This is a genomic window from Microbacterium sp. bgisy189 (assembly GCF_057707225.1).
The window spans coordinates 1-20,416 of the sequence record NZ_JBYIPT010000002.1; the positions used below are offsets into that span (position 1 = coordinate 1).

The window sequence follows — 20,416 nt, forward strand, 5'->3', positions numbered from 1 at the left end:
CAGGAGCGCAGCGAAGAGACGAAACGCTCCGTCGCCGGTCACTTCTTCTTGTTGGCGGCGCGACGCTCGGCGCGGTTGCCGGGGGCGGAGTCCGCGGCATCCGTTCGCTGCCCGAACGCGCCGCGCGGAGCATCGGCCGCGGGCTCGGTCGGCTGCGTCTGGCGCGCGGCGGCCTGACGGACCTTGCTGGTCGCTGCCTGCTGGACCTGCCCGCGATCGTTGCGCACCTCGACCTCACCGGCGTCGTTGGCGGCCGTGTACTGCAGGCGCTGCGCGTCGACGGTGGGAGCGGCGAGACCCTTCGCCTCGACCTGGCCACCCTCGGTCTGGCGCACTTCGACCTCGAGGTTGTAGAGGAAGCCGACCGACTCCTCCTTGATCTGCTCCATCATCGACTGGAACATCTGGAAGCCCTCGCGCTGGTACTCGATCAGCGGGTCGCGCTGCGCCATGGCGCGCAGACCGATGCCGTCCTTGAGGTAGTCCATCTCGTAGAGGTGGTCGCGCCAGCGACGATCGAGCACCTGCAGCACGACGCGGCGCTCGAGTTCGCGCATCGCGGGTGCTCCGAGGGTCTCCTCACGCTTCTGGTACGCGATCTTCGCGTCCGAAAGAATCTCGCGCTTGAGCCCCTCAGCGGTGACGCGACCTTTGCTGCCACTCTCGGCGACGACCTCGTCGATCGTGACGCCGACGGGGTAGAGCGTCTTCAGCTCCGTCCACAGCGCGTCGAAGTCCCAGCTCTCGGTGTGGCCGCTGCCGGTGTGCTCGTCGATGATCTGGCCGACGGCATCCTCGATGAAGTGCTGCACGCGCTCCGACAGGTCATCGCCCTGCAGCATGTGCCTGCGGTCGGCGTAGATCGCTTCGCGCTGACGGTTGAGCACGTCGTCGTACTTGAGGACGTTCTTGCGGATCTCGGCGTTGCGGGACTCGACCTGACCCTGTGCGCTCTTGATGGCGCGCGAGACCATGCCCGACTCGATCGCGACGTCGTCGGGGAGGTTGGTGCGGGCGATGATCGCCTCGGCAGCCCCCGACTGGAACAGTCGCATGAGGTCATCGGTCAGCGACAGGTAGAACCGGCTCTCGCCCGGGTCGCCCTGACGGCCCGAACGTCCGCGCAGCTGGTTGTCGATGCGGCGCGATTCGTGCCGCTCGGTGCCCAGCACGTACAGGCCGCCCGCCTCGACGACCTTCGCCGCCTCTTCGGCGACCGTGTCGCGCATCTCGGTGTAGACGTCGTCCCACGCCGCCTCGTACTCGTCGGGCGTCTCGACCGGATCGAGCCCCTTCGCCTTCATCTCCTGCACGGCGAGGAACTCGGCGTTGCCGCCGAGCATGATGTCGGTGCCTCGACCGGCCATGTTCGTGGCGACGGTGACGCCGCCCAGGCGCCCGGCGCGGGCGACGATCTCGGCCTCGCGCGCGTGGTTCTTGGCGTTGAGGACCTCGTGCTTGATGCCCTTCTTCGCCAGCAGTCGCGAGAGGTATTCGCTCTTCTCGACGCTGACGGTGCCGACCAGCACGGGCTGACCGGCTGCGTGCCGCTCGGCGATGTCTTCGACCACCTGCGTGAACTTGGCCTGCTCGTTCTTGTAGACGAGGTCGGCCTGGTCCTTGCGGATCATGGGCTTGTTCGTGGGGATCGGCACGACACCGAGCTTGTACGTCGACATGAACTCCGCCGCCTCGGTCTCGGCGGTACCGGTCATGCCCGCGAGTTTGTCGTACAGCCGGAAGTAGTTCTGCAGTGTGACGGTCGCGAGGGTCTGGTTCTCGGCCTTGACCGGCACGGCCTCCTTGGCCTCGATGGCCTGGTGGATGCCCTCGTTGTAGCGGCGCCCGACCAGGATGCGGCCGGTGTGCTCGTCGACGATCATGACCTCGTCGTTCATGACGACGTAGTCGGTGTCTCGCTTGAAGAGGGCGAGCGCCTTGATCGAGTTGTTGAGGAACGAGATCAGCGGTGTGTTGGCCGACTCGTACAGGTTGTCGATGCCGAGGTAGTCCTCGACCTTCTCGATACCGGGCTCGAGCACCCCGATGGTGCGCTTCTTCTCGTCGACCTCGTAATCCTCGCCCGCTGTGAGGGTCTTGGCGATCTTCGCGAACTCGACGAACCAGCGGTTCGCCTCGCCCGACGACGGGCCGGAGATGATGAGCGGCGTGCGGGCCTCGTCGATGAGGATCGAGTCGACCTCATCGACGATCGCGAAGAAGTGGCCACGCTGGACGAGGTCGTCCTTGCGCCAGGCCATGTTGTCGCGCAGGTAGTCGAAGCCGAACTCGTTGTTCGTGCCGTAGGTGATGTCGGCGTTGTACTGCTCGCGACGCACGTCGGGGGTCTGGCCCGAGACGATCGTGCCGGTCGTCATGCCGAGGGCGCGGTACACACGCCCCATGAGCTCGGACTGGTAGCTCGCGAGGAAGTCGTTGACGGTGATGACGTGCACACCCTCACCGGCGATCGCGTTGAGGTACGCCGCGAAGGTCGCGGTCAGCGTCTTACCCTCACCGGTCTTCATCTCGGCGATGTTCCCCAGGTGCAGGGCCGCACCGCCCATGATCTGCACGTCGTAGGGACGCTGACCGAGCGTGCGCTTGGCGGCTTCGCGCACGGCGGCGAACGCCTCGGGCATGAGCTTGTCGAGCGACTCGCCCGCCTCGTGCCGGGCGCGCAGCTCGGCGGTCTCGCCGCGCAGTTCCTCATCGGTGAGCTGTGCGTAGTCCTCTTCGAGGGCGTTGACCGCCTTCACGACCTGCTGCAGTCGCCGCAAGATCCGGCCTTCGCCGGCGCGGAGCAGTTTCTCGAGGGGGTTGGCCACGGAGGTTCTCCATCTGTCGGGTGCCGTCGACGGTCCACGTCGGCGGGGATGCCGGTGCACGGATGCACAGACATATGGAGCCATGTTATCCGTCTGTGACCTTGGCGACGCCTGTGGAGCCACGCCGACGCGCCGGGTCCGCCCTCAGCGCAACTCGACGTCGCCGTTGTACAGCTGTGTTCGTCGAGGGCGCACCCGCGTCACGGCCCGGGCACAGCCTCGCCGCATAGGATCGACCCATGGCCGGATTCTGGGGCAAGCGCAAGCGCGAAAACGAGCAGGTGCAGGCGCAGGATGCCGAGCTGAGCCGCAAGGCGCAGACGGCACTGATCGCCGCGGACGAGCGCATCCGCACCACGGGCGACGAACTCGCCTACGCCGAGATCGAGCTGGGTCGCGACGCGACCGCGCCGCTGCGCGACGCACTGGCCGCCGTCAAGCAACACCTGGGCGAGGCGTTCCACCTGCACCAGCTGAACCACGACGAGATCCCCGACACCCCCGAGGAGCTGCGCACTCGCAACGCGCGCATCGCACAGCTGTGCGAGTGGGCCGAAGACCTCCTCGACGACCGCACCGACGCCCTCGCCGAACCGATCGCCCGGGCCCGCCGCGCACCCGAGATCGTCGCGGGCATCGAACGCGATATCGCCCGCATGCGCGAGCAGCTGCCGGGACTGCGGGCCACCCTGGACCGGCTGAGCGCCCGCTACTCCCCCGATGCCCTGCGCAAAGTCGCCGGCAACCCCGAAGAAGCGGCCCAGCTGCTCGACTTCGCCGAGCACGGAGCACAGGTCTCCACACGCCGCCGCGATGCCGGCCAGCGCGAACAGGCGAACCTCGCCCTCGAGACCTCGATCGAGGCGACGCGACGTGCGTCCACCCTCGTGGAGGCCGTCGAGACGTTCGAGATCGAGGCGCTCCGCGCGGAGACGACGCTGGCCGCCATCGTCGAGGACTCCCGCGAAGACATCGCCGCCGCCCGCGAATTCGCCGGCACCCCGGCCGTCTCGGCAGCCGTCGCCGAGCTCGATGCCGCCCTCGGTGCGCTGACCCCGGCCGGCGCCAAGCCCGACCCCTTCGACGAGCTCACCCGACTACGCGCCGCCAACGCGGCACTCGATCAGGCGGTCGCCAAGGCTCGCGAACGGGCCTCCCGCCCCGTCATCCCCGAAGCCCACGTCCGTCACGCCGTCGACGACGCCGACCGCCAACTCGGCGTCGCCCGCAGCGTCATCGCAGGCCACCGCGGGTGGATCGGCGCCGACGCACGAACCCGCCTCGCCGAGGCCGAGCGCATCCGCATCGACCTGCCGTCGGGTCCCGTCGGTGAAGACGACCGCGAGCGCGTGCTCGCCGACGCGCGTCGGTGCGGGCAGCTCGCCGCCGAAGCACTGCAACTCGCCCAGCACGACATCGACTCGTCCCGCCCGAACCAGGGCGGTTGGAACGGCGGGGGCGGCGGACGCGGCGGTTGGGGCGGCGGCGACATGGCCAGCGGCATCCTCGGCGGCCTCGTGATCGGCAGCATCCTCGACGGCATCTTCGACTGACGCGCCGCCGCTCGCCGCCGCCATCACCGCGAGACAGCAGTCACGCCGTCGAGACCGAGCGGCCAGCGCGGGGTCTCGACGGCGTGGATGCAGTCTCGCGAGTGTCGGATCCTGTCAGGAGGCGAGCTCCGCGGCGGGTGCTGCGGTCGTCGCCAGTGAGATCACGCCGTAGTCCCAGCCCTTGCGGCGATAGACGACGCTCGGCTGGTCGGTGCGTGCATCGATGAAGAGGAAGAAGTCGTGGCCGACCAGCTCCATGCGGTCGACGGCCTCTTCGACGGTCATCCACTCCGCCTCGAACCGCTTCGTGCGGATCACGACGGGCGTGTAGTCCTCTTCGTCCTCGTTGCCCGTGATGATCGGCACCTCGCCGGTCGCGACGGCACGGATGACGTCGGCTGATGCCGGCTGCAGGTCGATGCCCTTGATCGTGCCGCTGCCCTTCTCGAGCTTCGCGCCCCGCGGGTGGTTGCGGGCGTCGACGCGCTTGTCCTTCGCGCGCCGCAACTGCTCGGCGAGCTTGTCGACCGCCAGGTCGAGCGCGGCGAACTTGTCGCCGTCGACGGCTTCGGCCCGGACGACGGGCCCCTTGCCGGTGAGGGTCAGCTCAACGGTCTCATCTTCACGGGTGCCGTTGTGGTACGCGCGGTGGGTGACCTTGACGTCGAGCCGCTGCGCACGGGGCGCCAAGTGCTCGATGCGGGAAGACTTCTCCGCAGCCACGGTGCGGAAGCGATCCGAAATGCTCACGCCCACGCCGACGATGCTGGTTTCCATCCCTGACCTCCTTGTTCCGGTCCGACCGGGAGGGGGCGGACCTTCGAGTCGCCTTGTGTCCCCCCACGCTAGACCCGCACGCCTCACCTGTCACGTGTGAATTGCCGATGCGGACGATCTGCGTGCTGTGGCGGCCACCGTGGCGGCGCCGACCACCTCGGCACCCGCCTCCCGCAGGGCGCGAACCCCCTCGGCGAGGGTCGCCCCGGTGGTCACGACGTCGTCGACGAGCACGACGCGTCTCCCCTCGGCGTGTCGCGTCCGAAGACTGCCCGCGACGTTGCGCGCACGCTCGGCCCGGTCCAGACCACGCTGGTCGACAGTTCCGCGGGCGGGAACGAGCAGCCTGCACGGCGTTCGACCGGCGCGACGCAGCAGCAGGTCGACCGGCACGAACCCGCGGCGGCGACGCGCCTCCCATGTCGACGGAATCGGCACGAACGCGCACCCTGCGTCGTCAACTCGCGCGAGCGCACCGGCCAGCGCGGCGCCGAGCGGACGGGCGAGCCCCGTGCGACCGTCCGCCTTGAAGGCGCGCAGTACGCGGGCGGCGGCACCGTCGAAGGATGCCGCACTCACGACGTCCACGCCGGCGACGGTGCGGATCGTGGGCGACGCGACGAGCGCGCAGCGACATCGCTCGCACAACGCCACGTCGGGCGCATCGCACCCCGCGCAGTCGACGGGGAAGACGAGCGCGAGCGCCTGCGCGGCTGCGGCGAGGAGCGGGTTCGGCATGCCACCAGCCTGCCCGCGGGCGTGCTCCGCGGGTGCGGCACTGCCACGATCTGTGGAACAGGTGCCGGACCGCACCGGCTGTGGAGGAGCCGGCGCCGCGGACATCTCAGCGAGGCATGCCGCGCTGCGTCGCCAGCACGTCGATCTCGGTCGCGACCGAGATCCAGGTGCCGCCACGCTTCTCAAACAGCTGCCCGTCGGCGGTGAGCACCCGCACCGCCCCGGTCTGATTCCCCCCGGCGACCGCCACGACGCCTTCCGGCGCGCGAACACGCTCACCCGGACCGCCCACGGGCTGCTCGATCACCCAGGCCTCGGCGCCGTCGCTCGCGACGATCGCGAGATCCGCGGCACCCACCCACGACAGCGCGAGCCCGTCGGCTTCGAGGATCGCCACGGTCACGCGCTCACCGAGTTCGACGGGCATCCCGTCCTCGTCGCGCAGCACGGCCGCGACCCACACCGCCGAGGTCGCCCCTTCCCGGACGATCGCCGCCACCCGCGTGCCGTCGCGCGAGACGCGCATGGCTTGGATCGAGGTGGCACCCGACCACGCCGATTCGAGCAGATGGGGAACCCCGTCGGTGTCGTAGACGATCACCGACGCGGGATCACCTGCCGGAACCGACCAGACGCGTCCCTGCGCATCCATCGTCGGCTCGATCAGCCCGGCACGCACGTCGAGCACCCATTCCTGCCCGGCAGCAGTCACGCGGACGACTTCGCCGCCTGCGTTCAGGAGGGCTGCCGACTCGCGGTCTGCGTCGACTTCGACGGCGACCGGTGGTGCCTCGGCGATCATGTCCGAGAGCCCCGCGATCGGTTCCACCGCGCCGCCGGAGAGCAGCCCGAACACATCGCCGACCATCACCATCGAACGCGTGTCGACACGGACGGGCCTGACCGTCTCGGTGCCGACGGAGAGCGCTTCGCCGTCGACGACCATGTCGACACCGAGCACGCCCGCCGTCTCGAGGCTCGCCGCGAGCTGCGTGTACATGCGGTCGAGGATGCGTTGGTCGAGTTCGAGGGCGCCCGGCTGCAACGACACCTCGGCGACACCGCTGCGTTCGGGGACCGCACGTCCCGCCAGCCGTGACGCGTCAGTGAAGGCGGTGCGCACCGCCCCCTGCAGCATGCGGCTGGGACCACCGTCGATGAGGGCGACGGCGATGCTGGTCGCCGAATTCGTCACCGGGAACCACCGCACGTCGGGCACGAGGTACTCCCACGTGGGGTCGAAGAACATGAGCGAGTAGCGGCCGAAGACCGATTCGAAGCGATCGCTGTCGAGCACGATGCCGTCGGGCGCCTGCGTGATGCGCCACTGCCCGTCGCGGCGCTGGGCCAGGGTGAACTGCAGGGTGAGTTCGCGATCGTTCTCGGCCGTGTAAACGCCGCTGGCATCCACCGTCGCCGTCGAGCGCAGCGTCAGCGCCATCTGCCCCCCGCCGGATTCGACCAGCGCCTCACGGGACCCCGGTTCGTAGACCGTCACCCCCATCTCGGGCTTCCACTGCTCTGCGAACTCAGACGAGAGGAACTCCTTCGCGATGCGCCAGTTCTCACGCGGTCCCGACCCTGCCAGGATGAAGCCCTCGACGATCTGCTCGGGCGTCGCATCGAGTGACGGGCCGTCCGGCACGAACGAGAAGTCCGGTTGCGACGCGTCATCTTCACCGAGCGCACCGCCCGCGTTGACGGGCCCGCTCACCGGCAGTCCGGCGCACGCGGCCAGCGCGAGCGCGACGAGGGCTGCGATCGCGGCCATGCCGATCCGTCGGGTGCGGCTCATGACAGGTCTCCTCGAGCCGTATCGGGCAGATCGATGGGGAGGTCGATGGGCTGGGTCAGTCCGAGGTCGTCGAGCGGTGCGCCGTCGTCGCCCGGGTCGACCGGCACCGGCGCTGCGCCCTCGATCGAGCCATCGGCGGTGCGCGGCAATGTGAGTACGAAGTTCGTGCCGCGGCCGAGCTCCGACCACACCGCGAGCGTTCCGCCGTGCAGTCGCGCGTCGCCGAGCGCGATCGACAGCCCGAGACCGGTGCCGCCGATCGTGCGCTTGCGTGACGGGTCCGCACGCCAGAAGCGGTCGAAGACCCGCTCGGCGTCTTCGGGGCGCATGCCGAGTCCGAAGTCCCGCACCCCGATCGCGACGGCTCGCTGCGTGCTGTCGACGGTGACCACGATGGGCCGCCCTTCGCCGTGCTCGATCGCGTTGCCGAGCAGGTTGCGGACGATCCGGCGCACACGACGGGGATCCATGTCGACGAGCGAGTAGCCGCCGGGGGCGACCAGGCGAACATCGGTCCCGTGCTGATCGGCCAGCTGCTGCATCGAGGCGAGGACGTCTTCGGCGAGGTGCGCGAGCGAGGTGGGTTCGCGCTCGAGCTGCACAGACCCCGCGTCGTAGCGGCTGATCTCGAGCAGGTCAGTCAGCAGCGTCTCGAACCGCTGCACCTGCGCGTGCAGCAGCTCGGCGGCGCGCGCGGTCGTCGGGTCGAAGTCCTCGCGCTGATCGTTGAGCATGTCGGTCGCGAGTCGGATCGTCGTCAGCGGCGTGCGCAGCTCATGCGAGACGTCGGAGACGAACCGCTGCTGCACGAGGGAGAGCTCGGCGAGCTCCTTGATCTGCGACTCGATGCTGTCTGCCATCGCGTTGAACGACCGGCTCAGAGTCGCGAACTCGTCTTCGCCCTCGACGGGCAGCCGCACACCGAGGTCGCCTGCCGCGAGCTGCGCGCTGGTCTCGGCGGCCCGTGCGATCGGCACCGTCACCGAGCGCAGCACGACCCATAGGATCGCCGCGATCAGCACGACAAGGGCCGTGCCGACGACCCACAGTGTCAACTGCACGAACTGGAGCGTCTGCGCCTCGGACGCGAGGTCGTAGGCGACGTACAGCTCGTACGCGCCCACCTCCGGAAAATTCAGCTGCTGCCCGATCACGACACCGGGCACGACGGTGCCGTCTTCGGCGGGGATGCCGATCGACTGCCACCACTGCTGCTCGTCGTCCCTGCGCACCGTCTCACGCAGCCCCTCACTGAGCAGGTCGGAGGTCCAGGCCCCCTGCCCGCCCTGTTCGAAGTCCTGCGGCGCGATCGCCGACGGCTCTTCAGAGATGCGGAACATCGCAATCATGTCGCTCGAGGCCTGTCGCGACACCGACTCCTTGACCACCGTCATGAGCGCGCTCAGCTCGACCGCATCCCCCTCAGGCACCGCCGCGTCGAGCAGCTCCTGTGCGGTGACGGTCGCGCGGCCCGCGGCATCCTGCACCTGCGTGACACGCGAGTCGAACAGGTCGTTCTGGATCGCGAGCGCCATCCACACCACCGCGATGAGGATCGTCACGGCCGTGAGCCCGAGGGTCAGCACCAGGGTGCGCAGCCGCAGCGACCGCTGCCAGGCGTGCACGATCGTGTCGGGCAGGCGCCGCCAGTCGCGCCAGTCGGTGACGACCGTGTGGGTGCCGGTGGTCACCGCGGGCATGTCGTCGCTCCGGGCGGCCTCACGCCACCGCGCCGGCGCGGTACCCCACGCCGCGCACGGTCGTCACGATGCGCGGGTTGTCGGGGTCCAGCTCGACCTTCGCGCGCAACCGCTGCACGTGCACATTCACGAGTCGGGTGTCGGCCTTGTAGTGGTAGCCCCACACCTGCTCGAGCAGCATCTCTCGCGAGAACACCTGCTGCGGCTTGGATGCCAGGGCGACGAGCAGTTCGAATTCGAGCGGCGTCAGGGCGATGACGCTCTCGCCGCGGCGCACCTCGTGGGCCGCGACGTCGACGACCAGATCGCCGATGCGCAGCGAGTCGCTCTCGCCCGCGCTCCCGGGGCGCAGGCGGGTTCGGATCCGCGCGACGAGCTCTTTCGGGTTGAACGGCTTGACGATGTAGTCATCGGCACCGGACTCGAGGCCGCGGACGACGTCGGCGGTGTCGGTGCGGGCCGTGAGCATGATGATCGGCACCCCGGACTCAGCACGGATGCGGGTGCAGATCTCGATGCCGTCCATGCCGGGGAGCATGAGGTCGAGCAGGACGAGGTCGGGCCGTTCGGTGCGCCAGGTGTCGACCGCGATCGCGCCGTCCGCACAGAACGCCGTGTCGAACCCCTCGGTTCGCAGCACGATGCCGATCATCTCGGCGAGCGCGGTGTCGTCGTCAACGACCAGAATGCGGGAAGCCATGTGCCCCATTCGTCCTTCAGGTACGGCGGATGGCGCGCCCCTGACGCGCCGTCCGGACAGCGTATCGGACGCGCCAGGCCGTTCGCCGGAACCACCGCCGCACCCGTGTGACACGATAGAGCCGAACGCGGACGTGCAAGGGGGAGCAAGGTGACGGCATATCCGACGTGGACGCCCGCCACGCGGCCCGGGATCATCCCGCTGCAGCCGCTCGGGTTCGGCACGATCCTTGGTCGTTCGTTCGCCGCGCTGCGGCAGAATCCCAAGGTGCTGCTGGGCTTCGCGCTCGTCGTCACGGCGGTCTCGACGATCCTCGCTGCGGCGGGCATGGTGGCGATCGGGCTGTTCGCGTTCTCGCGGCTCATGTCGATGCGCACCTTCGACGAAGACTACGAGACGGTCATGGCCGGCGCGATCGCGCTGACCTCGGTCGGCGCCCTCGTGCTGTCACTGGCCACGAGCGCCATCGGCGTGCTGGTGCAGGCGGTCGTCGTCGCGGAGGTGTCGCATTCGGTCGTCGCCGAGAAGCTCACGCTGCGTCGCCTGTGGCAGCGCGTGAAGCCGGTCGCATGGCGCATCGTCGGCTACACGGTCATGGTCGCCGTCGCGGTGTTCGTGGTCGTCGCGGCCATCGCGGGCGGATTCGTCGCCCTGGGAATCGCAACGGGCTGGTGGGTCGTCGTCCCACTCGTGCTGCTCATGCTCGGCGCCATCCCGCTCGCGCTCTGGCTCACCGTCAAGCTCATGCTCGTCCCGTCGGTGCTCGTCCTCGAGCACGCGACCGTGTTCGGCGCGATCGCCCGTTCGTGGCGGCTCACGCGCGGCCGCTTCTGGGCGGCGCTGGGTGTCTGGATCATCATCCAGCTCTCCTTCTCACTGCTCACCCAGGTGCTCGGCGCACCCGTCTCGCTGCTGACCAGCGGACTGTCGAGCGTGCTGGTGCCGACCGGCGAGACCCCCGAGGCGATGATCGCGGCGCTCATCGGCTCGTCGTTGCTGACGCAGATCCTCGTCGTCGTCATCCAGTCGGTCGCGCTCGTCGTCGTCTCGACGGCCTCCGCGCTCATCTACATCGACTGCCGCATGCGGCATGAGGGGCTCGACCTCGATCTGCTCGCGTACGTCGACGCGCGGGATGCGGGTGGGACAGACCTGCCCGACCCGTACCGGCAGCACATCGGCCGTGAGATCGCACCGCGGCCGACCCCCGGCGCGTACCCGCCGCCGGGCTCGTACCCCGCAGGCGCTTACCCCGCAGGCCCCTACCCGGCGGGCGCCTCCCCGGCCCCCGGCGCCCCTCCGATGCAGTATGCCCAGCCGGGAATGTATCCGGCGCCGCCCGCCGGCGCGCCGCCGTACGCCACGGCTCCCGCCGTACCGCCGCCTGCTCCCCCCGCCCCTGCTCCCCCGGCCGCGCCTGCGCCTGGAGCGCCGTCGCCGACGCAGTGGGCCGCGCCCGGCGGCGCGGCGAACGGCGACGACTGATGCATGATGCCGCCAGGCGCGTCCTGACCGCGCTCACGCCCGACGGCGATGAGGCGCAGGAGTGGGCCGAAGACGAGCTGACCGAGCAGATCTACCAAGAAGCGCAGCCGACGGCGTTCGATCGGGCGGCCAAGGCCGTGGGTGACTTCATCGCGTCGCTGTTCTCCGGTGACGTCCCCGCCGGCGCGGCACCGTGGTTCGCCGCGGTCGCCGTCCTGGTGGTGCTCGCTGTCATCGTCATCGCCTTCGTGATCTGGGGGCTGCCGCGCGGCGCATCGAGGTCGCGCACGCCGATCGAACTGTTCGGCGAGACCGACGAGCGTTCGGCCGGCGAACTGCGGTCGCAAGCGGATGCCGCGGCGGCTGCCGGCGACTGGGACGAGGCGATCGTGCTGCGCTTCCGAGCGCTCGCGCGAGGGCTCGTCGAACGCACGATCGTCGACCCCGAGCCCGGGACCACCGTCCACCGCTTCGCACGCGTCGCCAGCCGGGCATTCCCGGGTGAATGCGCGGCGCTGGATCGTGGCGCAGACGCGTTCGATGATGTGCGCTACCTCCGCAGACCCGGCACCGAAGCCTCGTACCGGCTCATCGCCGAGCTCGACGGTCGCCTCGCCGCCTCCGCGCCGGTGCTCCGAGAGGACGTCCCGGCGTGACCGCCGTCACCGAGGTGCCCGCGCGCGGCGGTGCCGTCGCGGCCTGGGTCGGCATCGGCACCGGCATCGTCGTGCTCGCCGGTGTGCTGGCCGCGATCGCGAGCATCTCCCAGCTTCCGGCACAGGGCCTGCTCGACCCCGAGGCCGCCGGCACGAACGGCGCACGTGCGGTCGCGACCATTCTCGAGGAGCAGGGTGTCGACGTCACCGTGGTGCGCGGCGCCGAGCAGCTCGAGCGCCAGCTGGGTGACGGTGGCGACACGACGCTGGTGATCACCGACACCTCGCCGCTGGCAGACGCCGACCTGTCGGACCTGCTGGATGCCGCCGAGGACGTCGTGCTCGTCGACCCGTGGACCCGCGACATCCGCCTCGCCTTCGGCGGCGACCTCGCGGGGATCGGCGACGGCACCGTCGACCCCGGGTGCGACCTGCCAGACGCGCGCCGTGCCGGGGCGGCCACCATCGGCACCGGGTTCGACGTGCCGAGCACCGCCGATCGGTGCTACCCGGTCGGCGACGGCTTCGGCGTCGTCGCCGAGGATCGTGGCGACGGACGCCTCGTCGCCGTCGACGGCACCGCGGTCATGATCAACGAGCGGCTTGCGACCGCCGGTAACGCGGCACTGGCCCTCAACCTGCTGGGGCGACACGACTCGCTCGTCTGGTACGTGCCCGACTACGGCGACAGCGACGAGTTCGCGCCGCCCCCGTCGTTCGCCGAACTCACACCGCCATGGGTGACGCCCGTGATGGTCCTGCTGCTGTTGTCGGGGGTCGCCGCCGCCGTGTGGCGCGGCCGCCGTCTCGGTCCGCTCGTCGCCGAAAACCTGCCGGTGACGGTTCGCGCCGGAGAGACCACAGCCGGCCGGGCCCGCCTGTACGCACGGTCGGGCGACGCGACCCACGCCGCCGATCAGCTCCGCATCGGTGCACTGCGCCGGATGGCGCGACTGCTCGGCCTCGGGCCCGCCGCCTCCGCCCTCGAGATCGCCGACGCGGTCGCCGGACGCCTCGGCGCCGACCGCGCGGTCATCCGCGGCATCCTCATCACCGACCCGTCCCCCACCGACCGCGACCTCGTCGACCTGGCCGACCGCGTGCGCTCACTCGAGAACGCCGTCACCCGCGCCGTCCGTCCCGAAAGGAACCTGCCATGAGCGATACCGCCGCCGACACCGATCTGCGATCGGCGATGAACCGCGTCCGCGTCGAGGTCGGCAAAGCCGTCGTCGGGCAGGACGGGGCGGTCACCGGCCTGCTCATCGCGCTGCTGGCCCGCGGCCACGTGCTGCTGGAAGGCGTGCCCGGTGTCGCGAAGACGCTGCTGGTGCGCTCCTTCAGCCGCGCGATCGGACTCGACACCACCCGCGTGCAGTTCACCCCCGACCTCATGCCCGGCGACGTGACCGGCTCGCTCGTGTACGACGCGCGCGCCGGAGCGTTCGAGTTCCGCGAGGGGCCGGTGTTCACGAACGTGCTGCTCGCCGATGAGATCAACCGCACGCCGCCCAAGACCCAGTCGGCGCTCCTGGAGGCGATGGAGGAGCGCCAGGTCTCAGCCGACGGCGTCTCCCGCTCGCTGCCCGACCCGTTCCTGGTCGCCGCGACGCAGAACCCCGTCGAGCACGAAGGCACCTACACGCTCCCCGAGGCGCAGCTCGACCGCTTCCTGCTGAAGCTCGTGATCGACATGCCGGCGCGTGAGGCCGAGGTCGACGTGCTGCGCCGCCACGCCGACGGCTTCACCCCGCGTGATCTCGAGGGCGCGGGCCTTGCCGCTGTCGTCGGCGGCGAGGAGATCCGTGCCGCGCAGCGCGCAGCCGCCGCCGTCACGGTCTCCGACGACGTGCTCGGCTACGTCGTCGACCTCGCCCGCGCGACCCGCGAGTCGCCGTCCGTGCAGCTGGGCGCGAGCCCCCGCGCATCGACCGCGCTGCTCGCGACCGCCAAGGCATGGGCCTGGCTCGGCGGGTACCCCGCCATCACCCCCGACCACGTGCAGACGATGCTCGTGCCGACCTGGCGCCACCGCCTGCGACTGCGACCCGAGGCGGAACTCGAGGGCGTTTCGGTCGACGCGATCCTGACCGCCGTCGTCCAGCAGACACGCGTCCCCATCTGATCGATGCACCTCACCGGCCGTTTCGCACTCGCCGTCGCCTTCGGCGCGGTGCCCGTCATCCTGCTGTCGACAGCGGGCGTCCCGGCGTGGGCGGTCACCGGCGGCTGGCTGCTGCTGTGCCTGCTGGCGGCCGCGATCGACGTGGTGCTGGCGGCCGATCCGCGCGCGGTGCGCGTGCAGCGGCAGATACCGGGCCGCGCCCTGCGCGACGAGGTGGTGCCGACCCGGCTGCTGCTGCACAACACCGGCACCCGTGAGCTTCGGGCACGGGTGCGCGATGCGTGGCAGCCGACGGCGGGGGCTCCGGCATCCCGCCACCTGATCATCGTGCCGGCGGGCGAGCGACGCGCGATCGACGTACCGTTGCGGCCGCGCCGCCGCGGTGAGCTGCGCAGCGAATTCGTGGCACTGCGCGTCTTCGGCCCGTTCGGCCTCGCCGGGCGCCAAGGCCGCATCGACGAGGCCGGGGTGCTGCGGGTGCTGCCGCCGTTTCGATCGCGACGCCATCTGCCGTCGCGACTGGCCAGACTGCGCGAACTCGACGGCAACACGAGCGTGCAGGTACGCGGTCAGGGCACCGAGTTCGACAGCCTGCGCGAGTACGTCCGCGGCGACGACGTGCGCTCGATCGACTGGCGGGCGACCGCCCGTGCGGCCACGACGATGCTGCGCACCTGGCGACCCGAGCGCGATCGTCACGTCGTGATCGTCATCGACACCGGGCGCACGAGCGCCGCCCGTGTCGGCGATGGGGTGCGGCTGGACGCGTCGATGGAGGCAGCCCTCCTGCTGGCGGCACTCGCCTCGCGGGCCGGCGATCATGTGCACCTGGTCATGTTCGATCGGGCGCTTCGCGCGCGCGTCACGCGGACCGACGGCCCGCGCCTGCTGCCGTCGATGGTCGATGCCATGGCCCCCGTCGAACCGCAGTTGATCGACACGGACTGGGATGCCGCAATCGCGCAGGTCGCGACGATGACCTCGCGCCCGTCGCTCGTGGTGCTGCTGACGGCGCAGGACTCCCCCGATGCCGCGCGGGCGTTCCTCGGTTCGCTGCCGGCGCTCACGAAGCGCGCCCACGTGCTGGTCGGCACCGCCACCGACCTTCCCGCCGAGCACGTGCCGCGGCGCACCGCGGACGACGTGTACCTGGAGGCAGCGCGCGAGCGCGCCGATCGCGACGCCGAGCGCGTGTCGGCTGCCGTGGGGCGGGCAGGCGGCGAAGCGATCACCGCGACGCCCGAAGACCTGCCGCCGGCCATTGCCGACCGCTATCTCGCGCTCAAGGCGACCGGACGACTCTGAAACTCGTCCAGCGAGGGTCCTGTCGTGTCGGGCATCGGCACGGCAGAATCTGCACCAGAACGACCGCTCACGCGAAAGGATGCGCCATGAGCACCGACCCTCGTCCCGAGAAGCCGGTCACACCCACTCCCCTCGACCACACTCCTGCCGAGCCCGGCCCGACGATGGCGGCCCGATGGCTCGCCGAAGCCCTCGGTACCTTCCTGCTCGTGTTCGGCTCGATTAGCGCTGCGCTGTTCGCATCGGACTTCGGAACCGGCACGAACGGTTCGTCGCTCGGCATCGGCTTCGTCGGAGTCGCCTTCGCGTTCGGCCTCACGGTCGTCGCCGGCGCCTACGCGTGGGGTCCGATCTCGGGCGGCCACTTCAATCCCGCCGTGACGCTGGGCCTTGCGGCCGCAGGCCGTTTCGCGTGGAAGGACACGATCGGCTACATCATCGCCCAGATCGTCGGTGGCGCCGTCGGCACCACCTGCATCGTCCTGATCGGCCTGTTCGCTCCGGGCGGCTGGCTGTCGGCCGCGCAGTCGGGCGGCTTCGCCAGCAACGGCTACGACGCGCTGTCGCCGGGCGGCTTCGGCATCGGGGCGGCCATCACCGCCGAGATCCTGTTCACCGGCATCTTCGTGCTCGTGATCCTGGGTGTCACGCACGCGACGCGTGGTACGAAGCTCGCAGGCCTCGTGATCGGCCTCACGCTGACCCTCATCCACCTCGCATCCATCCCGATCGACAACACCTCGGTCAACCCGGCACGCTCGATCGCGACGGCGATCTACGGCGGCGCAGAGCCGCTGATGCAGCTGTGGGTGTTCCTGGTGTTCCCGATCGTGGGCGCGCTGCTTGCAGGATTCGCGCACCGCACACTGTTCGACACGAAGCCGAGCTTCTGAATCGAACCCACCGCCTCACGACGAACCGGCCCCTTCCGCACTGCGCGGAAGGGGCCGGTTCAGTGTGAGCGGGTGTGCTCAGCGCAGGTCGAAGCGGTCCAGCTCGGTGACCTTGCCCCACGCTGCGGCGAAGTCGCGGGCGAACTTCTCAGCCGCGTCGTCGGAGGCGTAGACCTCAGCGAGGGCGCGCAGTTCGGAGTTGGAGCCGAACAGCAGGTCGACACGGGTGCCGACGCCGATGGCCTGGCCGTCACGGGTTCCGGCAAACGCGTGCGAGCCGGGGTCGAGCGGCTTCCAGTCGGCGCCGAGGTCGAGCAGGTTCACGAACACGTCGTTCGTGAGCACACCGACGCGGTCGGTGAACACACCGTGCGCCGAGCCGTCCCAGTTGGCGCCGAGGGCGCGCAAGCCACCGACGAGCACCGTCATCTCGGGCGCGGTCAGCGTGAGCAGGTTGGCCTTGTCGATGAGGTGGTACTCGGCCGGCATGGGCGCGCGACGGCTCTGGTAGTTGCGGAAGCCGTCGGCGATCGGCTCGAGGTAGCCGAACGACTCGACGTCGGTCTGCTCCTGCGAGGCGTCGGTGCGACCCGGGTTGAAGGTCACCTCGACGGTCACCCCGGCATCCGCTGCCGCCTTCTCGACACCCGCGTTGCCCGCGAGCACGATGAGGTCGGCCAGGGACACCTTCTTGGCGTCGGTGTCGAACGAGGCCTTGACGCCCTCGAGCACCGCGAGCACCTTCTGCAGCTGGGCGGGGTTGTTGACCTCCCAGTCCTTCTGCGGGGCGAGGCGGATGCGGGCGCCGTTGACGCCGCCACGCTTGTCGCTGCCGCGGAAGGTGGATGCCGCGGCCCACGTCGTGGCGACCAGCTCCGAGACCGTCAGGCCGGAGTCGAGGATCTGCTGCTTGAGGGCCGCGGCGTCGGCGGCGTCGATCAGCTCGTGGTCGACGGCCGGCACCGGGTCCTGCCAGATGAGCTCTTCGGCGGGCACCTCGGCGCCGAGGTAGCGCGAGAGTGGGCCCATGTCACGGTGGGTGAGCTTGAACCAGGCACGGGCGAAGGCGTCGGCGAACGCGTTCGGGTCTTCGAGGAAGCGGCGCGAGATCTTCTCGTAGGCCGGGTCCATGCGCAGCGACAGGTCGGTCGTGAGCATGCGGGGCTCGCGGCGACCGTTCGAGTGCGCGAGGGGCACCATGTCGGCGCCGGCACCGTTCTTGGGACGCCACTGGTGCGCGCCGGCGGGGCTCTGGAAGAGCTCCCACTCGTAGGCGAACAGGATGTGGAAGAACTCGTTGTCCCAGCGGGTCGGGTGATAGGTCCAGGTCACCTCGAGGCCGGAGGTGATCGTGTCGTCACCCTTGCCCGAGGCATGGTTGTTCTTCCAGCCGAGGCCCTGCTGCTCGAGGCCGGCGGCCTCGGGGTTGTCCTCGATGTTCGTGTCGGGGGCGGCACCGTGGGTCTTGCCGAAGGTGTGTCCACCGGCGATGAGCGCGACGGTCTCCTCGTCGTTCATGGCCATGCGCGCGAAGGTCTCGCGGATGTCGTGGGCGGCGGCGACGGGGTCGGGGTTGCCCTCGGGGCCTTCGGGGTTGACGTAGATGAGACCCATGTGGGTCGCGGCGAGCGGCTCGTCGAGCTCACGGTCGCCGCTGAAGCGCTGGTCGCTGCCGAGCCAGGTGGTCTCGCCGCCCCAGTACACGTCGTCGTCGGGCTCCCACTCGTCGACACGGCCGCCGGCGAAGCCGAAGGTCGCGAAGCCCATGTTCTCGAGCGCGACGTTGCCGGCGAGGATCATGAGGTCGGCCCACGAGATCGACTGGCCGTACTTCTTCTTGACGGGCCAGAGCAGACGGCGGGCCTTGTCGAGGTTGACGTTGTCGGGCCAGCTGTTGAGCGGTGCGAAGCGCTGCTGGCCCGCGCCACCACCGCCGCGGCCGTCGAACACCCGGTAGGTGCCCGCGCTGTGCCACGCCATGCGGATCATGAGCGGACCGTAGTTGCCGAAGTCGGCGGGCCACCAGTCCTGCGAAGTCGTCAGGACCGCGTCGATGTCGGCCTTGACGGCGGCGAGGTCGAGCGCCTCGAAGGCGGCCTTGTAGTCGAAGCCTTCGTCCAGCGGGCTGCGCTCACGCACGTTCTTGGCGAGCAACTTGATGTTGAGCTGGTTGGGCCACCACACGCGGTTGGCCGAACCGGTGGTGGGGTGGGGCTGGGAGTGGATGACGGGGCAGCCGCCGCCGGTCTGCTCCTGCGGCTCGTCGGTGACGGTGACGGCCTGGTCCATGGGCGTCGGGTCGTTCCCGATGCCGGTGGTGTCCTGGTCTCGGTCGGTCATTGTGTTCCTTCCGTGGAGTGGTCGTTGGACTGAGGGTCAGTGTGGGTCGGTCGCGCAGTCGGGGCACAGTCCCCAGAAGGTGACCTCGGCGACATCGACGGTGAATCCGTGGTTGTCGGCGGGAGTGATGCATGGTGCGTGTCCGACGACGCAGTCGACGTCTCGGACGGCGCCGCACCGCGAGCACACCAGGTGATGGTGGTTGTCGCCGACGCGCAGTTCGAACAGCATCGCTCGACCGGCCGGCTCGATACGCCGCACGAGGCCCGCTTCGGCGAAATCGCCGAGGGCGTTGTAGACCGACTGGCGACTGGTCACCGGCAGACGGGGCTGCACGATGGCGAACACGTCGTCTGCGCTGGCGTGCGGGCGGTCGGCGAGCGCGTCGTAGACGGCGGTCCGAGACTCGGTCACGCGCAGTCCCGCGCCGCGGATCGCCGTGGCGGCGTCGGGCATGGGGTGGGTGAGGGTCACGTCACCAGCTTACGCCTTGTTTTGATCACGTCAAAACAATCAGCCGACGATGAGGCGTGCGGTTCCGGCTTCGTATTCCGTGAGATCGCCCGTCTCACCGAGACGTGCCGCACGCCTGCCCACGACGAGCATGTAGAAGAGGAATGCCGCCAGCACGAGCGTGCCGATGCCGATCTTCACGACCCACGGCCATGGTTGCGGGGTCACGAAACCCTCGACGATGCCAGAGACCGCGAGGGCGATGATCAGACCCACCGCGACCGTCGCGAGCGATCTGCCCGCAGCGGCCAGCGATTCGCCCCTGCTGCGGGTTCCCGGCGCGACCCACGCCCAGAAGATGTGCAGCCCCGCCGCCCCCGCGACGAAGATGCAGGTCAGTTCGAGCTGGCCATGCGGGGCGATGTAGAGCAGGAAGACATCGCCTCGACCGAAGGCGAACAGCACCGCCCCCGCGGTGCCGATGCCGATCGCGTTCTGCATGATCACCATGAGCGGCCAGATGCCGGTCACCCCGAACATGACGCACTGCGCGGCGATCCACGCATTGTTCGTCCATACGGTGCCCGCGAAAGCCGCCGCGGGGTTCTCGCTGTAGTACGACACGAAATCCTCCTCGGCGTACTGCTCAAGGTCGGCCTGGTCGCCGAGCGCCGCGAGGACGGCGGGATCCTGCACGATCCAGACCGCGGCGAGCACCCCGACGAGGAGGAATCCCAGCGTGATCGCGAGCGTCGTCCACCGCAGGCGGTAGAGCGCTGCAGGCAACTGGAGCGCGAAGAAGCGAGGCACCTGCCGCAGCACGTTGTCGCCGGCGCCGGTCAGCCGCAGCCGGGCACGCGCGAGGAGTGTCGAGAGGTGGTCGCCTTCTGTGCTGCGGCCCGCCGAGGTCTTGATGTCGGCGAGATCGGCGGATGCCGCGCGGTACCGCTCGACGAGTTCGTCGACCTCCGCGCTGGTAAGCCGGCGCGTGCGCCCCAGCTCGTCGAGGCGCTCCCATTCCGCGCGTCGGGCGGCCGTCAGCGCATCGAGGTCCATGTGGTTCACTGT

At 70.1% G+C, this 20,416-nt stretch carries 16 protein-coding genes; 7 read left to right on the top strand and 9 right to left on the bottom strand.

From position 1 onward, the window contains the following. Positions 1 to 38 precede the first annotated feature (38 nt). Positions 39 to 2,828, bottom strand: a complete 2,790-nt coding sequence (gene secA / locus AC3ENX_RS03090) for a preprotein translocase subunit SecA (RefSeq protein ID WP_434810393.1) — start codon at positions 2,826 to 2,828, stop codon at positions 39 to 41. 239 nt (positions 2,829 to 3,067) lie between these two features. On the opposite strand from secA, the gene AC3ENX_RS03095 reads away from it, so the two are divergent. Next, positions 3,068 to 4,381, top strand: a complete 1,314-nt coding sequence (locus tag AC3ENX_RS03095) for a coiled-coil domain-containing protein (RefSeq protein ID WP_434810394.1) — start codon at positions 3,068 to 3,070, stop codon at positions 4,379 to 4,381. 114 nt (positions 4,382 to 4,495) lie between these two features. On the opposite strand, the gene hpf is transcribed toward AC3ENX_RS03095, so the two are convergent. The 5 genes from hpf to mtrA all read right to left on the bottom strand — a co-directional run bounded on the left by hpf (position 4,496) and on the right by mtrA (position 10,091). Continuing rightward, positions 4,496 to 5,158: a ribosome hibernation-promoting factor, HPF/YfiA family gene (gene hpf, locus AC3ENX_RS03100; RefSeq protein WP_434810395.1), complete on the bottom strand. Its 663-nt coding sequence runs from the start codon at positions 5,156 to 5,158 to the stop codon at positions 4,496 to 4,498. A 90-nt stretch (positions 5,159 to 5,248) separates the two neighbouring features. Continuing rightward, positions 5,249 to 5,896, bottom strand: coding sequence for a ComF family protein (locus tag AC3ENX_RS03105; RefSeq protein WP_434810396.1), 648 nt, complete (start codon positions 5,894 to 5,896; stop codon positions 5,249 to 5,251). Between the two features lie 106 nt (positions 5,897 to 6,002). Beyond that, the gene (locus AC3ENX_RS03110) at positions 6,003 to 7,691 is read right to left on the bottom strand and encodes an LpqB family beta-propeller domain-containing protein (RefSeq protein WP_434810397.1); all 1,689 of its coding nucleotides are present in this window, start codon (positions 7,689 to 7,691) and stop codon (positions 6,003 to 6,005) included. Continuing rightward, positions 7,688 to 9,391, bottom strand: a complete 1,704-nt coding sequence (gene mtrB / locus AC3ENX_RS03115) for an MtrAB system histidine kinase MtrB (protein ID WP_434810398.1) — start codon at positions 9,389 to 9,391, stop codon at positions 7,688 to 7,690. The genes AC3ENX_RS03110 and mtrB overlap by 4 nt, the downstream gene beginning before the upstream one ends. A 19-nt stretch (positions 9,392 to 9,410) precedes the next feature. Continuing rightward, entirely contained in the window at positions 9,411 to 10,091 is a 681-nt protein-coding gene (gene mtrA, locus AC3ENX_RS03120) for an MtrAB system response regulator MtrA (protein ID WP_434810399.1), read from the bottom strand. Positions 10,092 to 10,241: 150 nt separating this feature from the next. Here mtrA and AC3ENX_RS03125 point away from each other — a divergent pair, with 150 nt between their 5' ends. From AC3ENX_RS03125 to AC3ENX_RS03150, 6 genes are all read left to right on the top strand, one after another. Further along, positions 10,242 to 11,576, top strand: a complete 1,335-nt coding sequence (locus AC3ENX_RS03125; protein WP_434810400.1) for a DUF7847 domain-containing protein — start codon at positions 10,242 to 10,244, stop codon at positions 11,574 to 11,576. Further along, a complete protein-coding gene (locus tag AC3ENX_RS03130; RefSeq protein WP_434810401.1) occupies positions 11,576 to 12,232 on the top strand; it encodes a DUF4129 domain-containing protein in 657 nt (218 codons plus the stop codon). The genes AC3ENX_RS03125 and AC3ENX_RS03130 overlap by 1 nt, the downstream gene beginning before the upstream one ends. Further along, a complete protein-coding gene (locus AC3ENX_RS03135) occupies positions 12,229 to 13,392 on the top strand; it encodes a DUF4350 domain-containing protein (protein ID WP_434810402.1) in 1,164 nt (387 codons plus the stop codon). Before AC3ENX_RS03130 ends, AC3ENX_RS03135 begins: the two co-directional genes overlap by 4 nt. Continuing rightward, a complete protein-coding gene (locus AC3ENX_RS03140) occupies positions 13,389 to 14,357 on the top strand; it encodes an AAA family ATPase (protein WP_434810403.1) in 969 nt (322 codons plus the stop codon). Before AC3ENX_RS03135 ends, AC3ENX_RS03140 begins: the two co-directional genes overlap by 4 nt. Positions 14,358 to 14,360: 3 nt before the next feature. Continuing rightward, positions 14,361 to 15,662, top strand: a complete 1,302-nt coding sequence (locus AC3ENX_RS03145; protein WP_434810404.1) for a DUF58 domain-containing protein — start codon at positions 14,361 to 14,363, stop codon at positions 15,660 to 15,662. Positions 15,663 to 15,748: 86 nt separating this feature from the next. Continuing rightward, positions 15,749 to 16,555 (top strand): aquaporin, encoded by an 807-nt coding sequence (locus AC3ENX_RS03150; protein WP_434810405.1) that lies wholly within the window; start codon positions 15,749 to 15,751, stop codon positions 16,553 to 16,555. Positions 16,556 to 16,633: 78 nt separating this feature from the next. Here AC3ENX_RS03150 and katG read toward each other — a convergent pair whose 3' ends face one another. Genes katG through AC3ENX_RS03165 form a run of 3 tightly spaced genes read right to left on the bottom strand, consistent with a single transcriptional unit; the run spans position 16,634 to position 20,404 of the window. Beyond that, complete coding sequence (katG, locus tag AC3ENX_RS03155) at positions 16,634 to 18,895, bottom strand: catalase/peroxidase HPI (protein WP_434810406.1); 2,262 nt, start codon at positions 18,893 to 18,895, stop codon at positions 16,634 to 16,636. Positions 18,896 to 18,931: 36 nt separating this feature from the next. After that, complete coding sequence (locus AC3ENX_RS03160; RefSeq protein WP_434810807.1) at positions 18,932 to 19,351, bottom strand: Fur family transcriptional regulator; 420 nt, start codon at positions 19,349 to 19,351, stop codon at positions 18,932 to 18,934. Between the two features lie 57 nt (positions 19,352 to 19,408). Continuing rightward, positions 19,409 to 20,404 (bottom strand): stage II sporulation protein M, encoded by a 996-nt coding sequence (locus AC3ENX_RS03165; protein ID WP_434810407.1) that lies wholly within the window; start codon positions 20,402 to 20,404, stop codon positions 19,409 to 19,411. Between the last annotated feature and the right edge of the window lie 12 nt (positions 20,405 to 20,416).